Genomic DNA, 12,219 nt, shown 5'->3' on the forward strand with positions numbered 1-12,219 from the left:
GGTTAAGCTGCAACGCGCTCTTTTTCGATAGAAATTGATGCTTGCTCTAATGAAGGCATCGCAAAGTGAATTTTGAACCCTAACTTTTCAAGCATATCCATCATTGTATCGATAGTGAATTTCTCGATTTTAGCATTCTTGAGATCAGACACTCTTGATTGAGCAACACCGAGAAAATCGGCAGCTTGCGTTTGAGTCCAACCTTTTTCCTTGATTAATTTCGATAGCATAATCGATAGATCCATTTTCATGGCCATTTTGTTTGCTACTTCTTCATCGTGTGTGATGTGAAAAGGGCTGTCATAGAATTTTAAGGGCATGATACGTCTCCAATTGCTGATGCCGAGTCTAAATATACAAAATTTTATATACTTTGTAAAGCGTAGCCTTACATACTATAACTCAAGTTTCGGTGTTCACTACAAACGCTAGCCAAATTTGCCCGAAACATGCACAGCCTGAAGTCTTAAAGACAATGACCTTAAGCGGGCAACATAAATACCGAGAATGTTATTCGCCGGGTTGTTTGTTGCCAAAATTAGCAATTGGGTGTAATACTAACTATAACGGACTGAAAATCGACCTGAGAATTAGAAAATGACAATAAATAGGCAAACAATTGTTATCATCTTTACGGCGTTAGCTGCACATTCCCCCTTTGCAAAAATTACAAATTCCTTTCGCATAAACCAAGCCGAAAATTAGAGACGTGGTATGCAAACCGTTCAACACCGGTTTATTTGGCATAAACAGCATGCCGAAAAAACACTAAGTCGTTAGCTTTCAGTCAGCATTGCCTTGTACTTTGTACTGTACAACTTTGTAGTTTTAATATAGACTTGTCTTGTATATTGTACATGAGGAAGTTTTATGAGAATTGTATCTTTTACAGATGCTCGAAACGGTTTAAAGGCGGTTTTGGACACAGTCGTTAATGATGCAGATACTACGGTTATTACACGAAGAGATGCGGAGGATGCCGTTGTAATGTCGCTTGATTATTATAACAGTTTGATGGAAACCGTTTACTTACTCAAATCACCCCAAAATGCGACTCACTTAGCTAAATCTATCGCACAATATAAAGCAGGTGAGAACATTCAAAGGGAGTTGCTTGATGAGTAAAAGGTTATTGTCATGGACTGATGAATCCTGGAAAGACTATTTGTATTGGCAAACCCAAGATAAGAAAACGCTCAAGCGTATTAATAAACTTATACTAGACGCTAAGCGTTCACCCTTTGATGGCATTGGTAAACCAGAGCCTTTAAAAGAAAATTTAACTGGTTTTTGGTCGCGCCGGATCGACGATACAAATCGTTTAGTTTATGCCGTCAAAGAGAGTTCAATCATCATTATTTCTTGTCGTTACCATTATTAGAATGGAGCTCAAGAAAGCTAACAAAAACACAAACACGGACATTGTGGAAGAGCACCAAAACGCCGCTTATGTAGGGTGTTATGTTTTTAAAGGAGTACGAAAGTGCAGAGTATGATTAAAACATTATATTGATGACTCAAAAAACGAGATTAAACTTTATTTGGTATTAATACATAGTTTAATGCTTTTGTTTGGTTTAGGGCTAGGACTAATTATTGGGGCTTCTGGTGAGCAACCTCCAATGACATTGGCTTTATCGCTAATTTGGACAGCGGCATTTCCCTTGATATTTATCGGTTATTTAATACGTAAAACTTTCCAAAAAATTGAGTTATAAATAGACACTTTACACATGCTGCATATTCCAGCCCAACATGAACAACTATTTACCCGCTGTGTCAGGATTCTCGTCGGTGTGCCCTGAGCGACATTACAGGTAATTTTAAACCCCGTTTAAGTTTGCATTTTGTGAATATGGCATGCTGGTTTATGTTTGACAATGGAGATTTGGCTGGGTGTTTGATTTTAATCTTCCCATAAATAGCAAACAACCGAGCAAAGCTCGGTTGTTCTTTAAGCCTAATTTAAACCCATCTACACCTTCACCAAATCAATCATCTTAGCCACCATCTTTACGCCAATCCCTTTCACATTAACCAGCTCATCAACGCTTTTGAAATTACCGTTGAGTTTACGATACTTCACAATTTCCCCCGCTTTTTTGCTACCTACACCGGGTAGCGCCGTTAATTGCTCGGCACTTGCTTTGTTAATGTCTAATTTGTTGTCAACGGCCTGGCTCATTGCTTTTTTAGCCGTTGCGTCTGCAGCAGCTTGAGCCGGCATAAATGCGCACGACGATAACAACGCGGTGCACAGTAATAAACAGTTAAATTTTTTCATGTGAATTCCTTTTAATTTTTAAATGATATGCTTTCTATGATGTGTTTCGAGTACGCTTTGCCAATGCAGTCGCAACAGCGAGATCAGAGTGAAAACGCACTAACAAAGCTTAAAAGTATTTTGCAGAAGGTGAAACTGACTAGGGGGCTAGTTTGCATTGCGCTCAACATATAGACACAAAAAAGAGAGTTTTTGGTGTTTACAGTGGAATCTGTATAATTAACCTCAGATCTGCTTAAACAACAACCATAGAATGACGCTCTACGTCAGTCAAATTAAGGCGTGGCTCGTTTTCCTTTAAGCAGTAGGCCACCAATCTCACATTGATCGTCAATTATCACGGTGAGATTGTGGCTGCAAAAGTGACAACAGGAAATGTCCACGACCCTCAGCCAGTTGAATTAGGAAAATGTATGGTTTGTCGGACGCTTACAAATTAAGATATTGCCTTAGCGCTTATAGTGCTAAATTTAGACACGAATCGTTCGAGCATATAGTGGGGCATACTAACCAAAGGCACTTCTTTCAAATCTTGCCGCTCTGGTCTTGGTTTAATTAATCCATACTCGATATCGCCAGCATATAACCTTAAGGCCATGGGGTATGTCTTGGCACCAAGCATCAGTTTCAAAGATATCATCTTGTTCGAGTGACCAGACTTACATTCAATAGGAACAACTCTTGAATCCAATGCTGCGACAAAATCAACCTCAGAGATAGCATTTTTCTTCTTTCGCTCCCAATGATACAAGGACTTAGCCTTGTAATACGGAGGCACCGACTGTAAGGTCTGAGCTACAAATTGTTCTGCCATTGCACCTTCGGCAACACTGTTAACATCCCCACTGCCATAGACCTCTTGTGGTAATAAGTCCATATACGAGTAACCTAGACCTATATCTAACGCAAATAGCTTGTGAGCGAACTTATCGGCTCCACTGAGCAATGGGGCTTTGTTTTCGTGAGTATGAACACTTCTTCTAATCAGCTTTGACTTAACCAGAATTTCTATATGATCGCGGATTTTATCCGCTCTAAACCCTGGCGCAAGCTTTGACAAGGTCATAGAGCTACATGGATGGCTATAAACTTGCCTGAAAATGAGCTCTAATAGTTTTGGGTTGTATTTTTGCCCCGACAACTTACCAAAGTCAGCGAAGTCATTGATGTAGCCAGTGAGCAAGTTATTCTTAATCTCGTCTAGTCGCAGCACACCTTCATTATTAACGAATGCCTCCACCACCGCAGGCATACCGCCGCAAACCATATATTGCTTATACAAGCTATAGAAAATTTCATGAAAACTACTTCCTATAGGCGCTAAGACATCCAAATTAGTAAGCTTTTTATATGCAACTGGATTCGCCGCCAAGACAAATTCTTCAAACGTCATAGGGTCTAAATAGGCAAACTCCACACGCCCAGAAGGCCCTTGCCCTGACTTCTCTTTTTGGATTTCAAGCTCTAGCAGTGAACCTGCTGTAATCACCTTATATTCGGGCGCCAATTCTTTAAAGTAACGAAGATACTCATAAAACCCTGGAATCTCTTGAATTTCATCGAAGAAAAACAAAATATCTTCGGGCCCGGCTACTACACCTTTCTCTAACATCAACAGCTCTAGAATGTCTTTTGCATTAGAGCGCTTATCTAACATCCCTGCAAAGCTGGGGGTATCTTCTAAGTTAACCTCGATTAATATTAAACCAAGCTCTTTTGCCAGCATACGAATCAATGTGGTTTTACCAACCTGTCGCGCACCTCGTAGCACCATAACACCTCGTGAAGTAGCGCTAGCCCACGATTTCAATTGTTCAATACATCTTCTATACAAAAAATCCTCCTATGGGCTTTTTCAAAATAGTTCAATTCCAAATAATAAATTAGCACGTTTCTGCTCATTTCCAAACAATAAATCAAGAATTTTTAGTTCATTTCCATATAATAAACGAAACATATTTAGTCCATTTTAATCCTATTGAGAATATGGTTTAGGTTGGCATGTTTTGTGTCTTGTTTTGTGGCCTCAAATTGATACATCTAATGCCTATATCTGGCTGTCTGTTATATGAAAAGCAATAGGCTCTATGACCGCTCCTCGCTCTGAGGAGCCAGTCGTTCTGCTGGTCAAAATGTTTCATTAATAAATTGAAGTGAAAGGCAGAGCTGATAGACGGCCATGTGTCAGTTGTGATCATTAGAGGCAACCTTATTCATTATTCCTTGAGCACATTTAAGCGGTATCATAAATGTTTGCTTAATAAAAACGAAGTAGCATCTAGAGGATGTTCAGTTTCAAACATTAATTCCCCTATTTTCCTGCTATTTATATTTAAGGCTCGTCTCAGTTTCAGGCTTTACGATATTCTGGATAGGTTTATGCGTGTAATCTTGTGGGTTAAGATGTGCTTTGAGTTTCAAACATTGATTCAATCATATACGTTTGGCTATGTTTATCGTAATGGAAGTCTTGTGAGGTAAAGAGTCGCGGTTTGTCATTTCGTCGTTTAATACGGCGTTTTTCTTTTTCTGTGTGGTAGGTGTGCGAACGTATTAATGTTTGAAACTAGATATTAGCGTTGCAAGGTAACGCTAATAATGGATATGATTTTTATTTTATGAGTGGAGGATCCAGAGTTTGGTTTTAAGTCACATTGTCAATTGGATACTCCGTCGCCAAGTTCTCCAATGGAATGTGAAGGCCTTTACTGAGTTTCCGTATCATAGACAGGGACAATCTGCGTTTACGCCTCAGTACTTCGCTGACATGGCTTCTTTGCCCGATGAAAGGCACTAAATCTTTGTCGGCAAGATTCTGTTGCTCCATACGAAACTTAATGGCCTCAATAGGATCGGGGGCATCTATCTTGTAGAAATCTTTTTCAAATGCCTCGATCAGCAAGGTAATAACCTCCAGCTCATCACCTTCTGGTGTGCCTGGCATAGCTTCCCAAAGTTCGTCGACACGAGCCAACGCGGCCTCGTTATCTTTTTCAGTTTTAATCGGTTTAATGTTGTAGTTGTTCATGCTCTTTTCCTCTAAACGGTGGCTACATCGATCTCATCATATTCTTCATGAGTGCCTATGAAACGTATGTAGCAAAGTCCAAATTTGTACTTCATGGCCACGACCAGCCTGTACTTGTTTCCGTGAATATTGAAAACCACTCTGTTGTTAGCAACGACGCTGGCATTGCCAAATTTAGCCTTTACATCCTGCGGCGATTTCCAATCACCGGATTTAACTTCATAAATCCACGACTTTAAGCCTTGTTCTGAATCACGGAAAAGTGGCTGACTCCAATATTTTTTAAGCGTACCTGTTGAAATAATTCTCATGTAATTTAACTCTCTTCTATCTTCCCATTATGGGATATTTATTTGATAAGTCAAATATTATTTCCCAAGAAGGGAATGATACAAAACAATATTGTTGATTTTAAAAGGCGGTGGAATAACAAAAACACATGACTCGACTTCATTCTGCTTGCACACTTAGGTATTTAATGACTCGCGGGCCAGTTTTAAACTTTAATGTCTAGTTTCAAACATTAATACGTTCGCTAAGTGGTGCACCAAGCAGCAAAGCCGAGAATGGGTGGTTTATGCTAAAAAGCCCTTCGCTGGGCCACAGGCAGTGTTAGCTTACTTAGCAAGGTATACGCATCGAGTCGCTATCTCTAACAGTCGACTGCGCGAGATAAACGATAATCAGGTGACCTTTACTTATAAGGACTACCGGCGAAAAGGGGACAATCGGCACAAAACCATGCAGCTCGACACCGATGAGTTCATTCGACGCTTTATGCTGCATGTATTGCCGTCGGGGTTTCATCGCATACGTCACTTCGGTTTATTGGCAAGTAGACCTAAGTTGGCACTGGCTCGCAAGTTACTGGATGCGCCTGCGCCCGAAGTACAAGAAACATCTACCAAAGCGGAAGATGAGACTGCGGTATTCATCTGCCGCAAGTGCCAACAGCCCTTGGAGATAATGGCAATAAAAGAGCCTGTATACTTGCCACGTGCCCCGCCAAAGTCGAATTAATATGATACGAAACATCCACAACAGCACCATTTATACCATCGCTAAAAGGCGATGATAGGCTCGCTATACTTGAAAACCAATACAGCACAAAATAGAGGCAAAAAGTCGGAGTGATAGTGTCATTACCAGAATAAAATGCAATAAGGCGAGACATAAAACGACTAGAACACTCGCCCGAAAAAACAAAAGCCACAAACATCACATCAATACCCGCCCGCGCAGCAACGAAATCCCCATAGCTCACGCTCGAAGGTAACCCACCGCGGTTTCGTTCACTGGAGATTATCCGCCAGCAGTCATGAAATAACGAGAGTAAGTGAGGTTTAGTGTGCTTGACTGCTAGCCGATAATCTAAACAACATCAGCCTCTTTTGCTTCTTCAGATGCCGATCCTGACGTAGGAACGGACGCAGAGACCTGATCGATCGTGACACCTTTGCTCGAATGAGTCACATTGGAGCCCTTTCCGAAATAACGCTATACTCTCACCCATCGTTTCACTTTTCATAATTGCTCTGAACTCTAAATATATGTCAGTCGCCAAAGTTGTCTTATCCCTTTTTCATGGACACACTATAATTGTTGTAGCGATAAAAACAGGAGGTGTTTTATGACAAAAGGTAAAAATTAAAAGTTATCAACGATACCCAGATGTACTTATACGATAAAGGAAGAAAAGCTGTGAAAATGATACCTATAGGTTGCAATTGAAACCTATAGGTGTCATTGTTATGACACCTTACTTAGCATATTTAAATAGAGTTTAAAATTTAATCATGTCTAAAAGTCGAGTACATACCTCAAAAAATTCTGCTGAACTGGAACATAAATACTTGCACTCTAAAGCTATGACATCTTTGTTTTTAGCTTTTTCTGTCTTTTTTGGATCTATTTACGAAAGGAGTCTAATCACTGAGTTTCCTGAATCTGTTGATTGGATAATAACTGGGCTGATGCTGGTTTCATATTCTTGCCTTCTAATTTTATTAGTTAAGGATTTTATCTTGGCAAACCGTATGAGCTATAAAGCCCTATGGTCAGGCGCTTTTGATGATGAGTACTTAGAGTATATTAATCGTAAGGGATATAAGTATGGTTATGTCACCTCGGTTTCTTTGCTGGCAGTGTTTTATATTTTCGATTCAGAAATATCATTAGCGAGTTGGATAAGTTTCCGTGAATTGCTCCCATTAATTCTTTTCACTGCTATGGGTAGTTATGGGGCAGCAATTATATATCACATGCACGGTGCAATAGATGAGTGAGCTTGATAACAATATTGCAAAATTTAGGAGCATACGTAAAATATCTCAAACAGAGTTAGCTGAAGCGATTGGGGTTTCACGTAAAACTATTAGTACTGTCGAGACGGGGAGGTTTACCCCCTCAGTTTCTATAGCACTAAAACTGGCGAAATACTTTGATAAAAAAGTAGAGGACTTGTTTTCACTTTAATATTGCTGTCAATTTCCCCTAGCTATTTGTTAAATTAGCGAAATTAGTAAAAGGAGTTTTTTATTAGCTTGAAATAATGTAATGTTATCTAACTAGCGATAGCACGTCGGCATGACTCTCATCATCCTAACCAAATGATGAGCTCAAGAAACCGCCTAATAAAAAGGGTCAGTTGGTTGACCATTTCTATTTAGGCGGTTTTTTTGTTTCAGGACAGCTTACACAGCGTCCGCGCCGCAAAAAGCTTAAACAATATTTTTTAGGGCTTTTGTAACTGTGAAAGATAGAGCACTTCGTGCAGTTGGCTCACGAGAGAATATATTATTTATCAGAATAGCGATTTTTTGGTGTTAGAAGGAAATAACAATGCCTATTTATGATGAGCCCACTTGGATGTTGATGAAACGAATGGTTGGTGACTTATTGATTCAGCAAGGCGAAATCGTTGCCCGTCAAAACATTATTCAATGGTTTGACACGAATTACCCACTAATCAAGCCAAACACGATTAGAGCCCACCTTAGAAGAATGTCCACAAATGTTGCATCTCGCGCAAATCACGGGGCTATGTTTTTAAAGACTGTTTAGCTTGCTAAACAGTCATATCAAACGTTCGTTAAAATTTCAGGAATCTTCATTGGATAAAGTTTAATTATGTTATTGTTCGTTAAGCAATTTCTGATTTTGTGTCTCAGTTTTTTTCTATTTAGAGCTTTAGAAATGGGTGATAGCGCTGAGGGATTCGGATTAGGCTTTGGATTACTCATTATTAGTTCTGTTTTTATCATGTTGGTATTGCCGTGGATGACTAAAAACTCTCATTATTGGAAAGGTGTAGGGTCTGGAATTGTTGTCGTTGTTATATTTTGGGGGCTAACACTATATAACATGCCAATGATGACGGGTTATTCTTATGACATTGTTGATTCGGGGTCAAATTATCCAACCCTAAAAGATGGTGACATGGTTATTTCTAAACATTTCAATTATTCAGTCGAAGTAGGAAGTTTTGTCGGCTTTATCGATCCTTCTGGTAATCCATTGAGAAAAAAGATAGTAGCTGTACAGGGCGATTTAGTAAAGACATGCGATGATATGTTGACAGTAAATGAAAAGGTTTACTACGGCCGGAAAGATATGCTTGATTGTAAAAATTTTGATGTCCGCACCTTAAAACCAAATGAATTCTTTGTGCTAGGAGAAAACTTGAATAATAGTTTAGATTCTCGGACTTTTGGCGTGATTTTACGAGATGATATATTTGCTGAAAGTCTATATAAAGTCGTGGATGATAGCTCGGTAATACGCTTAAAATAAATTTCGTGTATAGAAATTTTCCTCTTTATTATTTCTATCTATAAGATCTTCTAATTCTTTGCTCATAATCTTCCTTGTATAATCTCTGCCTGTAGCGCTATTGCCTCACTCATTGCCACGGCCACTGGAACCGACATTAATCTACTTTGAGTATAAGACAAATTAACACTATTCACTACCCGCTGTTATAGCTATATTAAGCGAAAAATTATCATCCGACCTATCAAACTTGACTGACGGCAATGAGCGATAACCGACCGTTCAAGTAATCTGTAAATGGTTAGATTTTTTGATGTTCTCGGTTGGTATCCTAATGGCAGGTGATCCGACATTGCTGACATTAGCAAAAGTTTGGTTGTTATATTTTGTGACTGAACTGAACGCCATATTTAGATCCATTCTCTTGTAAAATTGCTTGTGCTAGTTTCAGATATTTGAAATTCTTTTCATGATAAACTATAAATCTTAAATGGCATCATTACCGCTGGCAACGTTGGATTGCCTCGTTTACATAAAAGGATTTGTAGATGAAACTACTACCTAAACTTATCTTGGTATTTATCAGTCTAATAATTGTTTCATGTACTGATAGTTCTCAACAAGCCGATCCAGATTTTAAGCCTCAGAATACCGTTAAAAGTTTCTCCTCAGATAACAGCCCAGTAGTCTTGGTTGATGAAGCGCATAATAATTTCTTAACTATCAGTGGTCGATATAAGCCATTTGAACAAGTTCTTTCGAGTAATGGTTTTACGGTAAAGTCGAATACAAGAGGTTTCACGTTAGACATACTGAAAAATATAGATATTTTAGTTATTGCCAATGCTCTCGATCACAGTAGAAGAGATTGGCAACCACCCTTTGGGAGCGCACTGAATGATGATGAAGTTGCAAGCGTAAAACAGTGGGTTACTGATGGAGGTTCGCTTTTGTTAATCGCCGACCACACGCCCTTTCCGAAAGTTGTTGAAAATCTGGCATTCGCTTTTGGTTTCGAATTTAGTAATGGGCACGTCGGTCGCTATACGTTTCGCATTGCAGATGCCACTCTTTCTGCTGAGCATCCTATTACTAATAGTGGCAACAATTCGTCTAATGAATTGCCTGTCGCTTTGTCTATTCCAAACATTCAGAAGAATGCTTTATTGTTTAGCCGAATAACTCAAGTCAAAACGTTTGGTGGTTCAGCATTCAAGGCTCCAGATGAAGCAGAGTCTTTGCTAACAATTAGACAAGGGATTTTTTCTACGGAACCAGCAATTCCATTTCAAGTTAATTCATCTACCACAAGAATACCAATTGAAGGATGGAGCCAAGGAGCAGTTTTGAAAGTCGGAAAAGGCCGTGTTGCTGTTTTTTCTGAGGGAATGATGTTTTCTTCACAAGTGGACGTAAAGACAGGAGAGAAGCATGGCTTAAGGTCTGTTGGCGCAGAACAAAACGAGCAGTTTTTACTTAATGTTATGCACTGGCTATCAAGCGTCTTTTAAACGTGTAGCAACCGAATATCTAACAATATGAAGTAAGGTATCAGTACAAGATTAAGCATTGGGGTTTCACCCAATATAGCCTAGAAATTCGAAATCTATCATGACTGCAATAGGTCGATTACCACTTTTGTACAGTGAAGAAATCCGGTTAAACGGACGTATACGGTTACTCACCTACAAAGAATACTTTATGCCATTCTTGCTGTTGAAGTAATATCGAATCAATTGCCTTATCTGGCAGATCTGCAAAAATATTTTTATCTTCAAATACAGAACTTCCTATTACGGATGGATATTTCGCCATAAAAAGTGAAGAACCAGTTTCTAGTTCACCAAACTTTCTATAATGGTAGAGGACTCTTTTTAATGCACCGTTATCGAATATCAACACGTAACTTTTGGAGCTTGACGCAAATAGAACCCAATAATCAGAAGTATTTAATTCTTCTGTGAATTCATATTTAGCCACATTGTACCCTGGATGCTGCATATGGAATGGTTCTCTGGTTCGAATTTGAACTATTTCAGCTTTTTTCGATACAACTGCTTCAAATGAAAGATCCTTAGTAGAACCTATTTTAAACTCGTGATGAGTACCTGATGAGTACGAATAGATGCCAGAGGGTTTAATAAAAACAATAGCAGACATGGCAATTACTGGGATAACAATCAAGAAAAACAGCCAGTATTTTCTTCGCATTTAATGCAAACTCCCTTTTTGTTTGTTGTCACCATTACCCAATTGGATTTTTACTTTATTTGCTAAATTAAGCAACCCAAATAAATATCGATGATTGCTCCCCCTCGCTGATTACGACCAAATAATTGAACTCTCTAATGACCGTTTTAGGTCGAAACTTGCCGAAAGCCGTTATGCCACTAGCACAGAACTAACTACCATTTCTAGAAACTTAAGCACAACGGGCGTATTGCACTTTTTTATCACTGTACGACAAGTGTCACCGGTTTACTAAATTATTATGGGTTTATAGAAAATGTCCATAATAAGCCCGCGCCAGCAAAAATCGTGAGATTATTTGGCAGCAACATGAGATCTTTTTGCAAAGTCTATGAGATCCCATATTAGCAGTGATACCAACAAGACCTGTCTGGAATAAAGATAAACTAGTCGGTCAAAAATTGACGTTAACGATACAACAAATCTATGGCATTAGAGTTAGATTAGACTTTAAACAGAAATATTTTGTGTATTTAATGCATCCGTTGTAATGATACATCCAGTGACATCTAAGTTTTTGAGCAATGCAGGTAAGGCCGTTATCTCATTAGATTTTCCATCTACTTTGACTTGCCCAAGTGTCAATTGGTTATCATGAGAGCGGCGAACACATTTACCGTCAATAGCGATCACATCCCCTGTAACGTTCTTAACTATCTCTTTGATCCAGCTAAAAAAACAGGTTTGAAATTGTTCAGGACCGATTAAGGAAAAAATGCGTCCAAATGTATCATGAGACGGAATACCATTTTCTAGGGATAAATATTGTTCAAACCAAGTGCGTTTAATATTGGGAAATTTTTCAATGGCCACCCAACCATCACAACCGCAAATAACGGCACATAGGGTAATAAAAAAGATGTCATCTAATTTATGTAATTGTTTT

Annotated in this window: 13 protein-coding genes and 2 pseudogenes; 8 read left to right on the forward strand and 7 right to left on the reverse strand. The window is 38.9% G+C overall.

Annotated features, from left to right (window positions below; genetic code table 11):
• Positions 1-2 precede the first annotated feature (2 nt).
• Entirely contained in the window at positions 3-320 is a 318-nt protein-coding gene (locus G399_RS0113495) for a helix-turn-helix domain-containing protein (RefSeq protein ID WP_006013386.1), read from the reverse strand.
• Between the two features lie 550 nt (positions 321-870).
• Here G399_RS0113495 and G399_RS0113500 point away from each other — a divergent pair.
• Both G399_RS0113500 and G399_RS0113505 read left to right on the forward strand, forming a co-directional pair.
• A complete protein-coding gene (locus G399_RS0113500; RefSeq protein ID WP_006013389.1) occupies positions 871-1,125 on the forward strand; it encodes a type II toxin-antitoxin system Phd/YefM family antitoxin in 255 nt (84 codons plus the stop codon).
• Positions 1,118-1,381 (forward strand): Txe/YoeB family addiction module toxin, encoded by a 264-nt coding sequence (locus G399_RS0113505; RefSeq protein WP_006013390.1) that lies wholly within the window; start codon positions 1,118-1,120, stop codon positions 1,379-1,381. Before G399_RS0113500 ends, G399_RS0113505 begins: the two co-directional genes overlap by 8 nt.
• Before the next feature lie 594 nt (positions 1,382-1,975).
• On the opposite strand, the gene G399_RS0113515 is transcribed toward G399_RS0113505, so the two are convergent.
• The 4 genes from G399_RS0113515 to G399_RS0113535 form a co-directional block, all read right to left on the reverse strand.
• Positions 1,976-2,284 (reverse strand): ComEA family DNA-binding protein, encoded by a 309-nt coding sequence (locus tag G399_RS0113515; protein ID WP_006013394.1) that lies wholly within the window; start codon positions 2,282-2,284, stop codon positions 1,976-1,978.
• Between the two features lie 436 nt (positions 2,285-2,720).
• Positions 2,721-4,118, reverse strand: coding sequence for an ATP-binding protein (locus tag G399_RS0113520; RefSeq protein WP_226988999.1), 1,398 nt, complete (start codon positions 4,116-4,118; stop codon positions 2,721-2,723).
• An 810-nt stretch (positions 4,119-4,928) separates the two neighbouring features.
• A complete protein-coding gene (locus G399_RS0113530) occupies positions 4,929-5,312 on the reverse strand; it encodes a helix-turn-helix domain-containing protein (protein WP_006013403.1) in 384 nt (127 codons plus the stop codon).
• A gap of 11 nt (positions 5,313-5,323) precedes the next feature.
• On the reverse strand, positions 5,324-5,623 hold the full coding sequence (locus G399_RS0113535; protein ID WP_006013406.1) for a type II toxin-antitoxin system HigB family toxin: 300 nt from the start codon (positions 5,621-5,623) through the stop codon (positions 5,324-5,326).
• Positions 5,624-5,873: 250 nt separating this feature from the next.
• Between G399_RS0113535 and G399_RS21725 the strand changes: the two are divergent.
• The 6 genes and pseudogenes from G399_RS21725 to G399_RS0113565 form a co-directional block, all read left to right on the forward strand.
• A pseudogene (locus G399_RS21725) lies at positions 5,874-6,332 on the forward strand (IS91 family transposase); the annotation flags it as partial.
• 776 nt (positions 6,333-7,108) lie between these two features.
• Complete coding sequence (locus G399_RS0113545; RefSeq protein WP_026843736.1) at positions 7,109-7,597, forward strand: hypothetical protein; 489 nt, start codon at positions 7,109-7,111, stop codon at positions 7,595-7,597.
• Positions 7,590-7,787: a helix-turn-helix transcriptional regulator gene (locus G399_RS0113550; protein WP_006013416.1), complete on the forward strand. Its 198-nt coding sequence runs from the start codon at positions 7,590-7,592 to the stop codon at positions 7,785-7,787. The genes G399_RS0113545 and G399_RS0113550 overlap by 8 nt, the downstream gene beginning before the upstream one ends.
• 366 nt (positions 7,788-8,153) lie before the next feature.
• Positions 8,154-8,375: a DUF7669 domain-containing protein gene (locus tag G399_RS0113555; protein WP_006013419.1), complete on the forward strand. Its 222-nt coding sequence runs from the start codon at positions 8,154-8,156 to the stop codon at positions 8,373-8,375.
• A gap of 132 nt (positions 8,376-8,507) precedes the next feature.
• Positions 8,508-9,104, forward strand: coding sequence for a signal peptidase I (gene lepB / locus G399_RS0113560; protein ID WP_158409439.1), 597 nt, complete (start codon positions 8,508-8,510; stop codon positions 9,102-9,104).
• A gap of 527 nt (positions 9,105-9,631) precedes the next feature.
• On the forward strand, positions 9,632-10,594 hold the full coding sequence (locus G399_RS0113565; RefSeq protein ID WP_006013423.1) for a hypothetical protein: 963 nt from the start codon (positions 9,632-9,634) through the stop codon (positions 10,592-10,594).
• A 166-nt stretch (positions 10,595-10,760) separates the two neighbouring features.
• On the opposite strand, the gene G399_RS0113570 is transcribed toward G399_RS0113565, so the two are convergent.
• Together G399_RS0113570 and G399_RS0113575 are read right to left on the reverse strand one after the other, a co-directional pair.
• Positions 10,761-11,294 carry a hypothetical protein gene (locus G399_RS0113570; protein WP_006013424.1) on the reverse strand — a complete coding sequence of 178 codons (534 nt, stop codon included), beginning with the start codon at positions 11,292-11,294 and terminating at the stop codon, positions 10,761-10,763.
• Between the two features lie 489 nt (positions 11,295-11,783).
• Positions 11,784-12,209: pseudogene (locus tag G399_RS0113575) on the reverse strand (ISAs1 family transposase); the annotation flags it as partial.
• Between the last annotated feature and the right edge of the window lie 10 nt (positions 12,210-12,219).

This window comes from Brumicola pallidula DSM 14239 = ACAM 615, assembly GCF_000428905.1.
GTDB lineage: Bacteria > Pseudomonadota > Gammaproteobacteria > Enterobacterales > Alteromonadaceae > Glaciecola > Glaciecola pallidula.

Excerpts from the sequence above, each read along its gene's own strand:
- G399_RS0113495 (WP_006013386.1), bottom strand. The coding sequence starts at position 320 with ATGCCCTTAAAATTCTATGACAGCCCTTTTCACATCACACACGATGAA.
- G399_RS0113500 (WP_006013389.1), top strand. The coding sequence starts at position 871 with ATGAGAATTGTATCTTTTACAGATGCTCGAAACGGTTTAAAGGCGGTT.
- G399_RS0113505 (WP_006013390.1), top strand. The coding sequence starts at position 1,118 with ATGAGTAAAAGGTTATTGTCATGGACTGATGAATCCTGGAAAGACTAT.
- G399_RS0113515 (WP_006013394.1), bottom strand. The coding sequence starts at position 2,284 with ATGAAAAAATTTAACTGTTTATTACTGTGCACCGCGTTGTTATCGTCG.
- G399_RS0113530 (WP_006013403.1), bottom strand. The coding sequence starts at position 5,312 with ATGAACAACTACAACATTAAACCGATTAAAACTGAAAAAGATAACGAG.
- G399_RS0113535 (WP_006013406.1), bottom strand. The coding sequence starts at position 5,623 with ATGAGAATTATTTCAACAGGTACGCTTAAAAAATATTGGAGTCAGCCA.
- G399_RS0113545 (WP_026843736.1), top strand. The coding sequence starts at position 7,109 with ATGTCTAAAAGTCGAGTACATACCTCAAAAAATTCTGCTGAACTGGAA.
- G399_RS0113550 (WP_006013416.1), top strand. The coding sequence starts at position 7,590 with ATGAGTGAGCTTGATAACAATATTGCAAAATTTAGGAGCATACGTAAA.
- G399_RS0113555 (WP_006013419.1), top strand. The coding sequence starts at position 8,154 with ATGCCTATTTATGATGAGCCCACTTGGATGTTGATGAAACGAATGGTT.
- lepB (WP_158409439.1), top strand. The coding sequence starts at position 8,508 with ATGGGTGATAGCGCTGAGGGATTCGGATTAGGCTTTGGATTACTCATT.
- G399_RS0113565 (WP_006013423.1), top strand. The coding sequence starts at position 9,632 with ATGAAACTACTACCTAAACTTATCTTGGTATTTATCAGTCTAATAATT.
- G399_RS0113570 (WP_006013424.1), bottom strand. The coding sequence starts at position 11,294 with ATGCGAAGAAAATACTGGCTGTTTTTCTTGATTGTTATCCCAGTAATT.